General features: G+C 40.1%; 10 protein-coding genes. All 10 read right to left on the bottom strand.

Annotated elements, in window-relative coordinates; translation table 11 throughout:
• Positions 1-28: 28 nt before the first annotated feature.
• Complete coding sequence (locus tag PL9631_RS16685; protein WP_083622005.1) at positions 29-2,602, bottom strand: COG1470 family protein; 2,574 nt, start codon at positions 2,600-2,602, stop codon at positions 29-31.
• Between the two features lie 43 nt (positions 2,603-2,645).
• Positions 2,646-4,937, bottom strand: a complete 2,292-nt coding sequence (locus PL9631_RS16680) for a WD40 repeat domain-containing protein (protein ID WP_083622004.1) — start codon at positions 4,935-4,937, stop codon at positions 2,646-2,648.
• 47 nt (positions 4,938-4,984) lie between these two features.
• Positions 4,985-6,457 (bottom strand): PDC sensor domain-containing protein, encoded by a 1,473-nt coding sequence (locus PL9631_RS16675; RefSeq protein ID WP_083622003.1) that lies wholly within the window; start codon positions 6,455-6,457, stop codon positions 4,985-4,987.
• 63 nt (positions 6,458-6,520) lie between these two features.
• The gene (locus PL9631_RS16670) at positions 6,521-7,855 is read right to left on the bottom strand and encodes a DUF4159 domain-containing protein (RefSeq protein ID WP_083622002.1); all 1,335 of its coding nucleotides are present in this window, start codon (positions 7,853-7,855) and stop codon (positions 6,521-6,523) included.
• Between the two features lie 116 nt (positions 7,856-7,971).
• The gene (locus PL9631_RS16665) at positions 7,972-8,991 is read right to left on the bottom strand and encodes a phage tail protein (protein ID WP_083622000.1); all 1,020 of its coding nucleotides are present in this window, start codon (positions 8,989-8,991) and stop codon (positions 7,972-7,974) included.
• The gene (locus tag PL9631_RS16660) at positions 8,981-11,164 is read right to left on the bottom strand and encodes a putative baseplate assembly protein (RefSeq protein WP_083621999.1); all 2,184 of its coding nucleotides are present in this window, start codon (positions 11,162-11,164) and stop codon (positions 8,981-8,983) included. The genes PL9631_RS16665 and PL9631_RS16660 overlap by 11 nt, the downstream gene beginning before the upstream one ends.
• A gap of 114 nt (positions 11,165-11,278) precedes the next feature.
• Positions 11,279-11,695 carry a GPW/gp25 family protein gene (locus PL9631_RS16655; RefSeq protein WP_027250122.1) on the bottom strand — a complete coding sequence of 139 codons (417 nt, stop codon included), beginning with the start codon at positions 11,693-11,695 and terminating at the stop codon, positions 11,279-11,281.
• An 88-nt stretch (positions 11,696-11,783) separates the two neighbouring features.
• The gene (locus tag PL9631_RS16650) at positions 11,784-13,781 is read right to left on the bottom strand and encodes a VgrG-related protein (RefSeq protein WP_156090597.1); all 1,998 of its coding nucleotides are present in this window, start codon (positions 13,779-13,781) and stop codon (positions 11,784-11,786) included.
• Positions 13,782-13,912: 131 nt separating this feature from the next.
• Positions 13,913-14,773, bottom strand: a complete 861-nt coding sequence (locus PL9631_RS16645) for a CIS tube protein (RefSeq protein WP_231516755.1) — start codon at positions 14,771-14,773, stop codon at positions 13,913-13,915.
• A 77-nt stretch (positions 14,774-14,850) separates the two neighbouring features.
• The coding region (locus PL9631_RS16640) for a hypothetical protein (RefSeq protein WP_197046394.1) at positions 14,851-17,455 on the bottom strand (2,605 nt) is incomplete at its 5' end.

Here is a 17,455-nt window from a genome sequence, read left to right as displayed (position 1 = left end):
TCAGAGTGAAAATTATTCTATTAACTATTTAATCAAATTGAGGAGGAATTTCAATCGGTGAAGCGGAGAAAGAAGGGGTTGGAGTTGGAGTTGGAGAGGGGGTTGGAGAGGGGGTTGGAGTTGGAGTTGGAGTTGGAGTCGGTGCTGTTGGTAATAAAGGAAAATTAGGTGGAGTTGGTGACAAGTTAGGGATAGTTTGATTAGGTCGATTTGGGTAAATATTGGGGTTATTTGGGGTTAATTTAGGGGTTCTGGAATCTTGTGAAGACGCGCCCGGCTGTTTATCGACTGGGGGTGTTTTAGGTTCAGAAATAGGAACAACAATTTTTTCAAAGGTGACAGTTCGATTCAATTTTTCCCCTGATTCTCCTCGAACCGCCAGTGTAATTGTTTCTGTCCCCGGTTGTTGAGTAACTGGATAAATGATCGAACCTTCAAGACCTACTGTTCCGGGTGCGGGGAGTAATTCAACAGTTGTATTTTTACCCCCTTCTACCTTCCAACTAATCCGAATAGTTTTAGCAGTTTTTTCGGGATTAATCGGTAAAATATATTTAGGTAAAGCGTCCTGACCATTCACAGAAAAAGAGACTATTTTAGTCGGGTAAATATAAGGAATAATCTTGATTATATCACTTTTCTGGCTAATGGCAGTTTCCTCTGGTGTCTCCAAGGAGACCGCCGACAATTCAAAAATATAGTTTCCGGCTTTTCGGGCATTTGTAGGGACTCTTTGACAAATTAATTCCGATTCTAATAAGCAAAATCCAATTAACTCCGAGGGAATACCCTCACTAAAATCGTAGGTTTTTAAGGGAATTAGAACTGTGTCATCTGTGGAACGAGCAATTAACTTTAATGCTTGCAATTGTTCTGGATTTTTAATTTTCCAATTCAAGGCAATTTCATTATTAAATGTTAAGATAGATTGGTTAGGGGCTGCTTCTTGATAGGCTGTTTGTGTTGCCATGAAATCCAAGATTTTAGGCTGAGGTAAAGCACTAATACGAATCGTGTTTGTTTTTTTGGAATCAGCTAACTGATAGCGTTTTTTAGAAAATATATCCATTTGAAAAATATAAGTTCCCGATTCTTGGGCATCGGTACGAATATTTTGACAATTTAAAACCGATTCTAAGGTGCAAAATTCTTTCAATTCTGGCGGGATTCCCTGGCTAAAATCATACAATATATCTCCACTAGAAACAATACCACTATCGGCAGCAATCCCAATAATTTTAATCGTTTTTAACTGTTTAGGGTGAAGAATTTGCCAATTTAAGTGAATCGCATCTCCTGCGGCTTGTTCATAAGTCGGAAAAACAGACGTAAACTCTAAGATTTTCGGGGGTGTTGGGGGTCGGAAAAATACCCACCAAATCGCAAAAATTAGGGATGCGATCGCCCCCAAAATCATAAAAATTAACAAAATAAATTGCCAGAGTGGTCGTGCTTCCCAAATTAAAGTTCCTGGCAACCTTTCAGGAACAGGTAGTTGATCACTATCCTCAATTTCTATATAAAATTCAATTGGTAATCCCTTCCCAAACCAAGGACGTCGCCACCATTTATTCGGTTTAACTTTTAGGTCAATTTGAGTTTTTAATTGCGCCCCTAATTTCACCTGTTCAGGGTCAAAAGTATAAGTACAAATTGGTTTCCCGGCGTCTTCTTCTGCGGTAAAACTAACATTGCGGAGGGTGTTTCCCCCATTCCCCAATAACAGCCGAAACCATCCTGTTTCTTTACTAACCTTCCCAATTTTAGTTTGCAATTCTGGGATTAATCTATAGATGGGAAGTACCCGCAAATACAAGACATCAATCAGTACCAAATCGAGATTATTCAACGAAGTTAAACGTAGGGTGGGGGAGTAATTTCCGGCTTTAACATTTAGAGGAAATTGCAAGCGTAATACAATCTCACCTTTCGCCCCCGGATTTAATGCTAAACTCTGCCGTTCTCCAACTAATCCTAATTCGACCAATCCCTCTGGATAAATCACAGTAAACCAATCATTGGGCAGATCAGAACAACTTAAACGAAAGCGATCAACCCGTGAAGAACGGTTATTAACTATAATTTTACAATCTAAAGATTTGCCCGGTTCAATAATAGTTGGTTTGTTATAAGTTGTAATCGGTAAAATTTGAAATGTCGGGTCATTAATCTGGGCTGCGGATTGTACTGATGGTAAAATTTGTAGTCGTGCTTCATGACGAATTGGCGTGTCTTCTGGATAGTGGTTGGGCGCATCAATAACTAATAAATAACTATGGTTTTCGGGGGTAGCATTAATAGGAATTGTAAAGTAAAAAACCACTTCTGCACTACAATTATTGGCTAAGGCTAAACTTTCTGAAGCCGAGCTACACCACTGACGTAACAAGCCAGAAGTTTCATCAATATAAACATTAATAACAGCGCCTTTATTGCCTTGATTGGTTACTGTAACCCGCAGTTCAAAAATTTCTCCAGCACAGGCAGAACTGTCTTCGGAAGGGTTAATAATCAAGGCGATGGGTTTAGCAATTGCCGCATTATCTGAATATTCAATATCGTTCAGAGCCTGACCGTTAGTTTGTGAAGTTTGATGCACCATAATTTTAAATCCTCAAAAACAGTTAAATTAATTATTTAAGTATCTACTCCGTCTCCAGATTACTGCGAAAATCACAACCTAAATTAAATATTCTTTTGGCTTGGGCTATTCTGACCTGAGCATCATCACTCCCACTGGCAATTAAAATATTTTTACCGACAATTTTAACATCAACACTATTAATTTTTTTCTGACGAGATGAATGGCTAACTTCCTGTTTAATCCCCAGATTTGTTTGTAGAGATGAACCATCAGGCATTGCTAAAGGTCGTTTTCCTTCAGAGGTTAAAGCCCAAAGTATGACCTTACCATCGTCTCCACCACTGGCTAAATAGCAGCCATTGTCACTAAATGAAACTGAACGAACCGCTTCACCCATTTTAGTTCCTTGCCAACGATCAATTACTTCACATTCTCCTGAACTATCTAAACAATTTTTCATATTCCAGATGGTAATATTTCCTTGATTATCCCCGGTTGCTAAAATATAGGGAGCAATTTCTGCAACGTCAACACTTAAAATATAATCATCTTGCGCTCCGACTGGGTAAGGAACTTTTAAGGTTTTATTCTGGTCAAGATTCCAAATTAAAAACTGATTATATCGACCGACAACTGCTAGGTGAAGATTGCCTTTCCCGACAAAACTTAGGTCATAAACGGCAAAATCAAATTGTTTTTTCTTTAACAAGCGATCGCTACCTTTAGTCATTTGATCTCGCTGAAGACTGGCATCCCACTGCAAGACTAAACCACTACCATGACCACTAAATAATGTTTGAGAATCTTGAGAAAATTCTAAGGCAAAAACGCGATCATCTTTATTAATTGAAAAAGTATCAATTAACCCGGTTTCTTCCGTTAATCCCCACAATTGAATCTCCCCATTTTCCAATCCGGCGGCGATCATATTATTATCAACTGGTCGGTAACGTAACACTCGCACAGCCTTTTTCGCATTGCCAATTTTACCGATAAATTGATTGTGTAAATCATTGAAAAAGTTAGTAACTTTCCATTCAGCTATGGTCTGATCATTAGAACCACTCATGATTGTGCTTGCTAACCCATCAAATTGAACAGAATTAACTGGTTTTTTATGTCCTAAAAAGGGATGATGTGGATTTAGTGCCGAAAACCACCACAGTAACCCCAGTAATATAACACTGCCCGTTAATATTAACCCCAGGGGAATAAAGGGTAAAACTTTTAATTTCAAGGTTTGATTGGGGGGAGAAGTTCCAGACAAACGGCTATCAGAAACAGAGGAAAGATTTTGTGTTTGTATTGTTGTTACTTCTATTAAAAATTCTCTCATCCGACCTAACCAATGTCGTTTAACTTTTGTTACTAATAAGATTTGATTTGTTTCGCCAATTTCGAGATCAATAGTAGGATCAAAATTATTGATCTCTACATCATGATTTACGGGTTCTATAGATTTTTTTTTATCTTGTATTAATAGAGATAAATCGGTTTTTAATTCATACTTTATTTTGTCTGAACAATTAATTTTGAGTTGAAATATCTGCGAAATATTGCTGCGATTTTTGATTTCTATATGAAAAACAACCGGGTCAGAACGCCAAAAAAACCTTCTTCTACCGGGGATGCGACGTTCCTGGGGAAAACACCTAAATTCTACAATTCCTTGGGGTAAAATTAATAAATTTCCGGTGATTTGCCTTGATAAACCATTGGTGATTGTTGCTGTAATAGTGAAGGGCTGAACTTGGCTTTTAGTTTGGATAATATCGGGAATTTGGCAAAGAAAAACAGCATCAACCTGAATATGAGATGGAATCTGGATCACCTGTTGTTCTTCTATTAACCAGGTGGGATTAATTCCTGTTAATTTTAATACCGCATTGGCAGGTTGAGAACTGGGATTATAAACCTGAACCGGGATTTTAATTTGCTGTAGGGGGTAAGCTTGAAATTCCTGGACAGGAAGGGTTAATTTTAAGCCAACTCCCCCGCTTCCTTCGAGTATATTTAACCGCAATAATTGACGGGTTTCTTCCTGAAGTTCAATGGAAAAAACTCTCACGGTTAGATTCATCTGACCGACAAAACCAGGTAGGGGAGTATCAATAATTTTAACCAGAAATTGTGTAGAATCTCCTGGGGGTTTTTTAGTACAAATTTCGGGGGAAAGAATATACCAATTTGGGGCTAAATTTTCATCTGTACCCGCCGCTAATACTTCTACCTGAAAGCTGGCAAAACGCTCACTATAGTTAATCGCATTGATTTCAAAAGATACGGCTGATTCACCAGGTTTGAAGGTCAGTTCAGTCGTAGAAATATTAGTAGTAATTAGATTTGTTTTCATGTTTAATTCCTTGAGATTTATCGGATTTAATTTATAATTAATTATCTTTAATTTCTGGAATTTTTATCCTTTTCTCCTATTTTTGTCCTGAGTTGTTGTGATTCTCTCAATAATACTTCTAAGTTTTTGACTTGCTTTTGGGAATTATTTCCAGTCTTAATTTTTTGCTTTTGCAAATCTTGATTTTTAAGTTGATCAATCATTTGTTTCCAATTTTGTTCGCGGCTGTAAATAACATTTGCCATTGCTAACATCACTTTTCCTAACTGTCCAAATTCATCGCGCCGACTACTCACCTCCTCTAATATACTTTGCTCAAAGTTTTGTGACTCAATAGTTTCGGCCGCTTGCTGCAACTGTTCAATAGGTTTAATAATCCAACGCACCATTAACAGAGCTAAAATCACGCCGATACCCGCCACCAAAACGCCAATAATTATGGTTAAAGTTGTATAAGTATAGATATATTGAAGAAAATCAGAATAGGGAATCACAACCACCATTAACCAATCACAACCAATTGCTTTTCCTTCTCGATTCTCTTGTAGAGGGGTGACTTGGACAAGTTGTGAATTTCCTTTGAATCGAAAGGTAAATTGTTGTTTCTCTTTAATCTGATCTAAACCATTAAATTTTTCAATTAAGTATTGATTTATTCCTTGAATAATCGGATCTTGACTTTCACTCATATTCAGTCGTTTATTTTGATTATTCACTACTTTAAAAGGTTGCTCTAAAGTTGAGATTGCAATTACATCTCCCGTCCGTTCTATAACTAAAGCTTTTCCATTCTGACTAATTTCTAAATTTCGTAAAAATTTGCTAATTTGTACCAGACTAACATCAGTGGAAATCACTCCTTTAAAACTTCCAGATTCCCGATCGTAAATCGGAATAGAAAAATCCATCCCTAGCGTATTGATACTGGCTAGTTGATAAACTGGACTCCAGCTTGGTCTTCCTATACTTTTAGAAAATTCATACCAGAGACGATCACGATGATCATACTCCGCGCTTTTGATCAATCTGATGCGATTTCCTTTGGAGTCAACTTCATACAAGTTCCGATTTCCGTTCGTTGATTCATCTCTAAATTTTTCTATAAATTCATTTTCTGTTTTCTCATAATGTACATAGTTTCCTTTTTCCGTTCCTATATAAATGGAAGTTAATGCGTTTGTTTTTTCTAGTTGTTGCCAAAAATATCGCTTGACTTCTTGTAAGTTATCAATATCAACATTCCCACTTTGGATAGCTGCAAAGTATGCGGGTAATAATACTTTTGGCTTTCCTAAATAATTGCGAAGATTGAGTTCAATCATCTGAGTTGATTTTTCACTAATTTTTAACATCAGTTTTTCAATCTCTTGTTTTCCCGCTTGAAAGTTAAACCAGCTAATCACTGTGACAGAAACCAATAAAGGTGTAACAATAATCAGGGGCAAGGTACGGCGAATGGATAAAGAACCCACGGATTTATCAAAAAATTTATGGAAAAAAGAGAAGGTTTTGTTAGCCATAGTAAGTTTAATTTTATAGTGGGAATAAAGATTAACAACCTCAATCAATTATAGTTTATAAACCTAAAGTAGAAGTTGAGTTAATTGTCGCCTTTTTACGGCAAAATGTAGAAAATTAATCCCCATTTCTTGAGCAGATCTAATCGTTTCTCTTGGAAAACTAAACCCTTCATTTATTCCCCAAGCCATTGACAAATCTCCTAAAACTAATATAATATTATCCCAGTTAAATAAGCTAATTTCCTGTTCTTTAATGATCGGAAACTGACTAAACAAAAAAGGCTGATTTCGTAGGGGATGTTGACGAGTAATTGCTCCTGAATCGTTGGCTGTAACTTCGCCTGTTTTTTGGGCTAAATTTCTGATGGTGATCATAACATCAGCCAACTGTTTATCTAAAATTTTTGTTGTAGTCTCTAGTTCGCTTTCCAACTGTTGTATCAACGGATCAAATTCTCCATCTTCTTTAAGATCATTTAGGGTTTCTTGCAGTTTTTGTTGAATTTTAATTAACTGCACAATTTCGCTTTCCATAGTTGTTAATTCTATAAAAATCATTCCTCCAGTTTCCCTATATTCTCTGAGACTTTCAGTTTCTAATTCTGTTAATATAGCAATTTTTTGATAGCTGAGATAGAGTAAATCATAGTTTAAATATTCGTTATTTTCTCCTGCTTGTAATTTAATTTTGCCAATTTCTGACCGACCTCCAAGGGCGGGATAAAGTGCAGTTAAAGACTGAATTAGTCCAGATAAAGAGGATAAAATTATCTGATCAATGGGTGAATCGTTGGAAATTAAACCGATGCTTACCACCCCTTGAGGACGTGCCACTACTTGTTGCCGATAGCGCAAATCAATATGATTTCCGCCGGGAAAAAAAACGTTAGTTGGAGAAGTAATTTGGACAGTTCCTGCTAACAGGATAATCCGACACAGTTCTACTTCTAGTTGATCGGGTTTATTAATTTTTTCATCAATTCTAAACATTTCCTCGATCAAATATTTTGATTCGGGTCGATATAGCGTTTCTGGATTAACATATCTGATGGTAATATAAATTAATAGGGGGTTTTCCCCAGCTTCAGAGGCAATATGAAATTCCATCGGTTCGGGAACAATTATCAGATTCCCGATTAAATCAATCGCAATTCCACGATCAATTTTAATCCAGCGATTATCCCGATATTTAGCGACAATATGATCAGGAGAAGGAATAGCAGAAACCCCTAATCCACAGACAATTCCTGGTTGATTCAGGGATTGATAATGGAGATTTTGACGATTCTGGTGATAGGCGTGGGCAGATTGCCAACGTTCAGCATTTAAGAGCAGTCCATCCTCGACGGATAGACGTTTTAGGGGCGATGGTTCAGGGTAATCAAATAAGGAAAACATAAGGTAAAGCAGGGAATGGGCAATGGGCAATGGGCAATGGGTAAGGTAAAGCAGGGAATGGGCAATGGGTAATACTGAATTTCTTCTATTGCCTATTGCCTATTCTCTGTCTTTTTTTAGCTTGTTTCTATAATTAACTCGTAACTACAAAATGCTGGTTTTTCCTGTTCAATAATAGTTCTCACTAACGCTTCTTCAATGGGGCGATCGGGTTCGGGACGCAGGCGAACTGTAAAATGAAAGGGTCGCACTCCTCCCAAAATTGCATCGTAACCTAAGCGAGTTTTATCCAAGACAAAGCCGGAATTAAAAAACTCATAAATTCCAATATGTTTTTCATCTTCATTCATAATGTGATCATCTAAAGGTAAACGAGTTGCTAAGTAAAGATACAGGCGCAGACCCCGCCGAGTTCCTCGCCATCTGTAAATTTCAATAGCATTTCGGATTAAGTTTCTTTGCTGTTCTAAGGTTAAATAAGGTTGATTTCTCCAGCCCACCCAGTGGGCTAGAAACTCTAACATTCCGATTGGGGCTGTCAGGGGATCTAAATAAGCCCAAAGGTTAGAAAGAATTTGGACATCGGGTTCTAAAGTTGCTTCAAAAATTTGCAGAAAACGTCCGACAAAATCAATTTCTCGATAAAAATTAGGTAGAAATTGTTGATAACGACTAACCGGGCGAACATAGAGGTTAAAAGTGGCTGTTTCCAGCAATTGTGATCTTCCCTGGGCTGCTCCATAAACAGCTAAACGGCTTTGATAATCTAATTTCAGAACTTGACCCACACCAAGGGCAAAGGGATTTTCAAAGAAATCCGCCGGGGTTTGGAAGCGGATAATCGCTTTGATTGTTTCGCCAGGTGTTAGTAAAAACGCGGAATTTTCTTCCTCTACTTCTGTAATGATAGTATACCAATTACGAGGAAAATCACCTGTAATTTCCAGGGTTAATTCTAAAGTATAAGTCCCGAAATTTTCTAAATTGACTACCAATTCACTGGCTTCTCCTGGAACAATTAAAAGACTCGGATTTTCCAGATTAATATTTTCCGATGCCTGAATCGGAAGCGTGTTTAAACTTGCTTCTGGCGATCGCATAGGAATTAATTTTAAACTCAGGAGTTCACGAGCCATAAATTAGTGAAATAACGTGCTGCGATCGCAGGGTCAAATCAGCCCAGGAACAGATCAAGCCCATGGGGCCGGGATTAACAGTGGGGGATGGGGGTAGGCGAACCCAAGATTGTCCTTGACGCTGAAGTTCAAACAGTTGCAGGGTGCCAATATAACGAATGGCATCAAACTGCTGAAGGACAGTGATCGCGTCGCTGAGATAGACGGGTTGACCCAGGGGCCAGCCCTTTTGATCGATGCCTCCAGTAATCGGATTAAAAAAGCTGTAAAGGGCGACTAGCATTTGTTGGCGGAGAGTTTGCTGGGCAAGGGGGTGATTGTATTCGGGTTTGAGGGCAACTTCCGCCTGAATTGCGACCCCCGTATAGTCACCGGAGACACATAAGGCCTGAACTCCTAACAGTCGGCGTTCGTCCAAGTAGGCGATCACTTTTTGCTCCAGGTCATCGGTGAGGGTGAACTGGTTGGGGTGAATACCCTCACTATAGGTGATGTCATCTATTGTCACTTGGGGGACAATTAAAACCCGTACTGTCCCTCCTTTGCCACTGGTGACGGGTAAACAGTGAGCGCGAGCAACACCCCCAGCCCCGCCCCGAATCGCCAATTCTTCAAAATCTTCAGGGGTGACGGCGCGATCGCGGGTACGAAGCATTTGGGGCACACGAATCGCTGCCTGTTCTAAGGTTTCCGCCTCGGCTCCATTTCTGGCAGGTTGATGGTTAATCACACTGGCAACATAAGGAACGGCCGTTTTCAAAATTTCTAACGTCCCCACCTGAACGTTTCCCCCCGAACCTCCCCCCGTGCGGTAACGAGACATCTGCAACACCGATCCTTTTGGGGGAATGCTGCCATATTGGTTTTGTAAGTCGGAATTTGAAAGTAGCATTTGCCTGGAGGTGTTGGTTTGGACGTTTGCCCTTAACTCCATTGCTTCCTTGAGTTGGCTGGCTTCCCTGACTAATGGGCCCAATTGCAGGACACCTGTTAGGGAGTCGATAATATAGTGTTGATCATTGACTCCCGAATTAGAAAAATCCTTCACCTCTTGCCAGCGTTGGGGAATGGCACCTGGGGGAGTAACAATCAGATATTCGTCCTCCCGCCGTTCTAGTACGGGTGCTCCTTCAAGTTGAAAAAACTGTCCGGGGTCACCGTTGCTTTCCCCCAAGATTTCATCTTCAATAATTTCACATTGGGTTGCTTTCACCGTTCCCCCAATGGCTGTAGCCGTAATCCCAATCATCCGAGGTGAGCGACTGTAGGCGGGTTGTCTGGGATCGGGTTCTGTACAAACACACCGCAACCACCGACCTCGATAGGCGGTGAAGTGAGCCGGAGGAAAGTTAATTGGCAGGTGTAAGGTCACGTCAGCGCCTTGTAAGGGATTACCTCCTTTTTGGGCGAGGTTACTGAAGCTAAAACCTTGGGTTTCGTCATCGGATTCTTGTAGGAGGACGGGTTGCCATTCACTTCCATTCCAGGCTTCCCAACTACGGGGGGGTGCTTTGGGGTTAATTCCGGTGGGAGTGGCTTCTTGACCTTTGATCCGAATGCTGAGAACGTTACCATCGAGGGGTTCATCGGGGTCAAAGACCACATAAAAGCAATTACCCGGTTGGGGACTATCACTAAACAGGGAAAGCTCTGGCCCTGACCAGTTACCCGGCTCTTGGGCACTCCAGAAGTTGGTAAAGCGATCGCGCAAAACCTGGGGGGTTGAGGGTGCTGTATCCCCGGTAAGAAAGTGTTGGATGGTGGGTTGACCAATAATCAGGGGTTGGTCGGTTGTAAACACAATGGCGGACTGGGTGGCCGTGCGTCCTGTGGCGACTTCAGTTCCCGTGGTGATGGTATAAGCGTCTGGCAAATCGCCGACTAAATAAAATGTTATTTCTGTGGTTGCTGGTTTGGGCGGTTGTAAACGAATACCGAGCAATTCTAAGAAAGTAATATAGTTGCGTCGGGGGACTTGATTAAACCGAGCTAACATTTGGTCAGTTAACCAGGCAAATAGTTCAACTAAGGTAATACCTGGATCACTGGGATTATAGTTTGTCCACTCTGGACAATAGCGGGGAATTCTAAGAATACATTCTTTTACCAGGTCTTCATAGTCCCGATCATCTAAGTTAGGTTTAGGTAGTTTAGGTAAAAAGTCAAAAACCATAAAAATCTAAAGGGAATAGGGAATAGGGAATGGGCAATGGGCAATGGGTAATGGGTAATAGGGAATAGGGAATGGGCAATGGGCAATGGGTAATGGGCAATGGGTAATTCGTAATCAGTTTTCAACTTGCAAATAAAAGGGAAAAACAATACTGCGTCCTTCGTAAGTTTTTTGCAGACGGTAAATAATATTAATATCAACTCTTCCCTGATAGGAGTGAGGCTGGGTTAGGACTTCATCAACAATAATTCGGGGTTCCCAAAGTTCTAATGCTTCTTGGACATAAATTCGCATTAACATCAGGGTTTGTTGGTTAATCGGGGCAAAATTCAACTCGGACAAACGACAGCCAAAATTCGGCCGATAAACCCGTTCTCCCCATTGGGTCAGGAGGATAATATAAATTGATTCTCTGATATTCTGTTCCTCTGCACTCAAGTCCAGGTTGCCCTGAAGGTTGATTTGCACGGGAAATCGTAAACCTTGACCCAAGTAAGGACGGCTTAATTGTCGATTCGCTAAATTAACCATTGCCAACTCCCTCCCCAGATAGATGTTTTTAATTTAGCCGATAGATTCTCAAGGGAGTATTCGCCAAAGGTCTAATCACCGGAAGATATCAAGGGGAAACCTGATTAGAAGAAGAACTGGCGGTGATTTTTTTTTGTAGGTTGCTTAAGGTTTGAGCTTGCTGAATATCAGTGCTAATATTTTGTTGAACCTGCTCCTTAAGTTGAGCCATTTCCTGAGAACGGGTGCGATCGCTATTTGTATTTTGCTGAATTTGCTGTTGCAAATTAGTTAAGGTTTCTCCAACATTGACAATATTTCCTGTAGTCCCAACTAGGAGTTGTGCTGCTGAAACATTACCCGATACTAACACCTGTCCTGTTCCCGGTTGTAGCTGAATATTTCCCCGAGACTCGATAGTAATACCCCCCTGATCATCTAAGCGGATGGACTGTCCCGCCTTAGTCCTCATCTCAATTGACCCATTACTATCATTTAGGCGAATTTGATGGCCCTGACTGGTTTGAATATAAATACCCGCCGCCGTTCCACCTTTATCTTCCTCGACAAACTGTAAAGTATGCTGGGTACGAGTTTTAAACGTTCGTAAGCGGACTTTTCCTTTATCTACTGAATCCTTGATATTAGCGGGGGGCTGATCTTTGCCATTCCAAACCCCACCAATAATATAGGGGCGATGAATGTCTCCATGTTCAAAGGCAACTAACACCTCATCATTAATTTCCGGCAAACAGTCGAACCCGCGACCTGGGCCAGCCCCCACCCCCACAACCCTCGCCCAGTAACTAGCATGGGCGGTACTATCTTTTTCCGGGGTCAGGGTCGGAAATTTCACCCGCACCCGTCCCCAACCCTTGGGATCTTTGTTATCCGTGACAATACCCACCAAATGGGTCTGTCCGGGTCTGAGGCGTGTACTTGGGGAAAGGGTTTGCAACAAGTTATCTCCCCGGAGTCCCCGCACACTAAATTCCGTTGTGTAAATTCCCTGATAAAATAGATGGCGACTTTCGGTAACGTAATAACTGCCACTATAACGACCCATTCTATCTAGTTCCACAACTTTCCCCGGTCGGATGCTGGGGTTGCCCAGTCCCCGGGCATCGGCATAGATAAAATCCCCTTCTAATTCGTTAAAAAGTGCCTGTGCCATCACTTCTGCTTCTTTGATGGTAGCAGTGGGTTGATCCACAACTAATAGCTTAGGTTCCGAAGGGTTTAACCCGAACTTTTGGCTATAGTCCCTACCTTTTCCATATTCGGTACGGGTCAGAACGTCAGTAGAGACGTGTCCGGGCGCGTCTGTCGATTGACTGGTTTCTTTGGGAATACGAGCAACGATAGGTTCCTTTCTTTCATAGTCCCAACTCCGCACTTCCACAGCTTTCACCTGTTCGGCACTGGTTAAACGAACACGAAAACTGGTAAAATCCGCCAGCCAAACTAACTGTAAAACTTCGTTAATTTTGGGATTGCGAAAATTCAGTTTACCATCTTGGACAAATAGTTCAAACCCAATGCGGGCGGCTCGTTCCCGCAAAAACGCCATATTTGTTTGATTTTCTTGAAAAACGTATTCATGTTTTTCCCCACTAGAATGAATTGTATGGGTTTGAATTCCCACTTCTTCGGCAATTTTTTTAACAATATCAGAATCGGTATAATCTTGAAACGAGCGAATATAAAGTCCTCGATGTAAGCGATGGGAAATATCATAACCCCGAATTACAATAGGAGCTTGAGTTTGTCCTGAAAAATGAGTTTCAATTGCTGTAATTTCTCCTTCAATTAAATAGGTTGGCTGATTATTTTTGGGTGCAGAATCAGAATTCGTACTGGGAATAAAACCAATTTTAATAACTTTACCAATTTGGATAATATCCCGATCATACTTCCAGGTTTTTGTCTCTTGATCAGTGGCAGCATAAGGATTATTAATAACTACGGTAAACATAGCGGGTAAATGCAAACTTTCTTCTACAGAAATTTGCAGGATATCCCGCCTAAAATCATTCATTAAGTCTGGATCAACTCCATCAACTGTAATAATAGGAGTAGAGACATAATCCGTTGCTTGTGAAGTCATAAAACAACCTACTAATAATCAGTTATCAGTTATCAGTCATCAGTTATCAGTCATCAGTTATCAGTCTTTCATCCCTATTCCCTATTCCCTATTCCCTATTCCCTGTTCCGGTGTTCCCTAACTAAAAGTGATTATGTAACAATGAATTTTTGGCGCTCGCTGAAGGCTCTACTTGCCACCCCTAAATCCACTTCTTCTAAGGTAATGGTAACCATGGCTCGCACGGGTGTTCCATTGGGTAAAAACATGGTTAATTTATAGTCTAATTGTTTGATCATACAACACATATAATTCTTTTCACCCCAAATAAAATAAAAAACAGGAGGTCGTCTTGTTTCCAAGGTCTGACTACCCACCTTTTCTGAACCAAATTCTCGAGCACCCAAGACATTTTTTCCCCCGACCGATCCGACAAAAGATTTCATTGCTGTTTCTGATGAACTTAATTTAACCAGCCTTTCTTGGAATCCATCAGAAGTTGTTGGTTTCGCAAAAGGATCTTTAAACTTAGAAAAATCCACTGCATCCAATAGGGGTTTAATGCTATCAAAAACACTCGCACCCGTTTCATAGGTATCAAATAAAATCCCAGATAAGGTAAGTTTATAAGCTTCAATAAAGCCAAAGTTAACTTTGGGTAAACCCCTTTGTGTTCTCGATCCATCCATTGTTTTAATCGTAACACTTCGGCTTAAACTCAAATCAGTTGGATTGAACATAAAGTAAATCGCAGAAGCTGCTTCACCCGTTCTCGGTATTAAAGCAGCTTTGACTAACCGTTGATCCCCTTGTTGCGCTTTATAACTTTTCTGAGCTTGTTTTTTAAAGTTTTCTTCTTCTGATAGAAACTGCTGATCTCTGGCCAGATCATTTGCTGCGGCAGCTTCTAAAATTTTTATATCCGCCGCCTCCAGCATGGCATTTTTTAACGCTGTTTGCAGTGTTGAAACAACTGCTGCTACTGTTGATTTTGATGAACTTGATTCAGCCATGTTTTTCTCCTATTCTATGTCCTATTTGTTGATAGCATCAAAAAATTTATTAAGAACTTTTTGAGCAAAAATTATACTTAAAATAATCGACGATCATAAGATGAACCTTGTCGCTCCCTTTCTATTTCAAAACGTTGTCGAACAAGGCCATAAATTTCTCTAGCCAAGATTTCCACCTGATCTGTTTTAGTTTCCGCCTGTTTTGTTTCCTCCTTTTCTGCTTCACTTATCAACGAAACCCGAGACTCTTCCAGTCCTATATTTGAGCGAGTAAGAGTCTGAACAGGTTCAGCTTTACGACTAGCAGTTTTTTGTTCCTGTTGTATCCTAGTTTGGATCGTCTTTTCCATGAGCGCTTTTACAGAAGTTGGCTGCTGTTGTAAATCTAAACTGTGAATTCCCGAAACACCCCTAGAAATTCCAGGGGGTAGCAGCATCCCGGTACGGGCATCCAACAACCGATGCGGGTGTTTACGGTGCTTCGGTTGTCTGCCTGCTTTTGTGGAGAAAGCTTGCACAACAGTTGGTTCACTTGGTATTGAGTTACTTTCACCAAGCAATTCTTCAATACTTGACCAAGAATCAGGAACATCTGAAGTTGAGAAATCGCTTTCTTGCTGTTGAATCATTATACCTTGTTGTGATGATTCATTGTTAAAATTTGGTTCGGATTTTGGCTTTATATTAGTCCTTGATAAAGAAGCAAACTGATCCAGATTATCTAAAACATTTTCATCTTCATCTTTTGCCAGCATGGGATTAGTTTCAAGGAAGGAAGTTTCTGAGATCAATTTAGATGTTTGAACCAGAGGTTGAGAAATACCTAAAGGTTTGCTAGTGGTAAGATTTTCTAATACTTGAGGTAGTTTAGAAATAGCACCAGGTTGTCTTAACAATTGTGCAACAGTTTGACTTTCTGATTGTTTTTGGAGAGGGGTATAATTAGGAATTTCTGGTGTAGCAATATCTGTGGAATCACTACTGTCTGGGGGATTAATTGTGGAATCCGGTTGTTTTTGGAGAGGGGTATAATTAGAAATTTCTGGTGTAGCAATATCTGTGGAATCACTACTGTCTGGGGGATTAATTGTGGAATCCGGTTGTTTTTGGAGAGGGGTATAATTAGAAATTTCTGGTGTAGCAATATTTGTGGAATCACTACTTTCCGTGGGATTAATTGTAGAATCTGATTGTTTTTGGATGGGGGAATAATTAGGAATTTCTGGGTTAATAATATCTGGGGGATTAATTGTAGAATTCGATTGTTTTTGGAGAGGGGAATAATTAGAAACTTCTGGTGTAGCAATATCTGTGGGATTAATTGTAGAATCCAGTTGTTTTTGGAGAGGGGTATAATTAGGAATTTCTGGTGTAGCAATATCTGTGGAATCACTACTGTCTGGGGGATTAATTGTGGAATCCGGTTGTTTTTGGAGGGGGGTATAATTAGAAATTTCCGGTGTAACAATATTTGTGGAATCACTACTGTCTGGGGGATTAATTGTGGAATCCGGTTGTTTTTGGAGAGGGGAATAATTAGAAACTTCTGGTGTAACAATATCCGTGGAATCACTACTATCTGGGTGATTAATTGTGGAATCCGATTGTTTTTGGAGAGGGGAATAATTGGAAATTTTCGGGTTAATAATATCTGTGAGGTTAATTGTTGATGTGGATTCTGTTTTGGGAATGTTGTCAACGGTAGAATCCGGTTGTTTTTGGAGAGGGGTGTAATTAGGAATTTCCGGTGTAGCAATATCTGTGGAATCACTACTGTCTGGGGGATTAATTGTGGAATCTGATTGTTTTTGGAGAGGGGTATAATTAGGAATTTCTGGTGTAGCAATATCTGTGGAATCACTACTTTCCGTGGGATTAATTGTGGAATCGGATTGTTTTTGGAGAGGGGAATAATTAGGAATTTCTGGTGTAACAATATTTGTGGAATTACTACTGTCTGGGGGATTAATTGTGGAATCCGGTTGTTTTTGGAGAGGGGTATAATTAGAAATTTCTGGTGTAGCAATATCTGTGGAATCACTACTGTCTGGGGGATTAATTGTAGAATCCGATTGTTTTTGGAGAGGGGTATAATTAGGAATTTCCGGTGTAGCAATATCTGTGGAATCACTACTGTCTGGGGGATTAATTGTGGAATCTGATTGTTTTTGGAGAGGGGTATAATTAGGAATTTCTGGTGTAGCAATATCTGTGGAATCACTACTGTCTGGGGGATTAATTGTGGAATCTGGTTGTTTTTGGAGAGGGGTATAATTAGGAATTTCTGGTGTAGCAATATCTGTGGAATCACTACTGTCTGGGGAATTAATTGTGGAATCTGATTGTTTTTGGAGGGGAGAATAATTAGGAATTTCCGGTGTAACAATATTTGTGGGATTAATTGTGGAATCCGGTTGTTTTTGGAGAGGGGTATAAGTAGGAATTTCTGGTGTAGCAATATCCATGGAATCACTACTTTCCGTGGGATTAATTGTGGAATCCGGTTGTTTTTGGAGGGGAGAATAATTAGGAATTTCCAGTGTAACAATATTTGTGGGATTAATTGTGGAATCCGGTTGTTTTTGGAGGGGGGTATAATTAGGAATTTCTGGTGTAACAATATCCATGGAATCACTACTATCCGTGGGATTAATTGTGGAATCCGATTGTTTTTGGAGAGGG

The organism is Planktothrix paucivesiculata PCC 9631, from assembly GCF_900009265.2.
GTDB classification, from domain to species: domain Bacteria; phylum Cyanobacteriota; class Cyanobacteriia; order Cyanobacteriales; family Microcoleaceae; genus Planktothrix; species Planktothrix paucivesiculata.
The sequence above is the reverse complement of the archived record's forward strand: the minus strand, read 5'-3'. Positions and strand labels throughout refer to the sequence as shown.

Bases quoted from the DNA above. Each gene is read 5' to 3' on its own strand.
- PL9631_RS16670 (WP_083622002.1), bottom strand. From the start codon at position 7,855: ATGTTTTCCTTATTTGATTACCCTGAACCATCGCCCCTAAAACGTCTA.
- PL9631_RS16665 (WP_083622000.1), bottom strand. From the start codon at position 8,991: ATGGCTCGTGAACTCCTGAGTTTAAAATTAATTCCTATGCGATCGCCA.
- PL9631_RS16685 (WP_083622005.1), bottom strand. From the start codon at position 2,602: ATGGTGCATCAAACTTCACAAACTAACGGTCAGGCTCTGAACGATATT.
- PL9631_RS16680 (WP_083622004.1), bottom strand. From the start codon at position 4,937: ATGAAAACAAATCTAATTACTACTAATATTTCTACGACTGAACTGACC.
- PL9631_RS16660 (WP_083621999.1), bottom strand. From the start codon at position 11,164: ATGGTTTTTGACTTTTTACCTAAACTACCTAAACCTAACTTAGATGAT.
- PL9631_RS16645 (WP_231516755.1), bottom strand. From the start codon at position 14,773: ATGGCTGAATCAAGTTCATCAAAATCAACAGTAGCAGCAGTTGTTTCA.
- PL9631_RS16675 (WP_083622003.1), bottom strand. From the start codon at position 6,457: ATGGCTAACAAAACCTTCTCTTTTTTCCATAAATTTTTTGATAAATCC.
- PL9631_RS16650 (WP_156090597.1), bottom strand. From the start codon at position 13,781: ATGACTTCACAAGCAACGGATTATGTCTCTACTCCTATTATTACAGTT.
- PL9631_RS16655 (WP_027250122.1), bottom strand. From the start codon at position 11,695: ATGGTTAATTTAGCGAATCGACAATTAAGCCGTCCTTACTTGGGTCAA.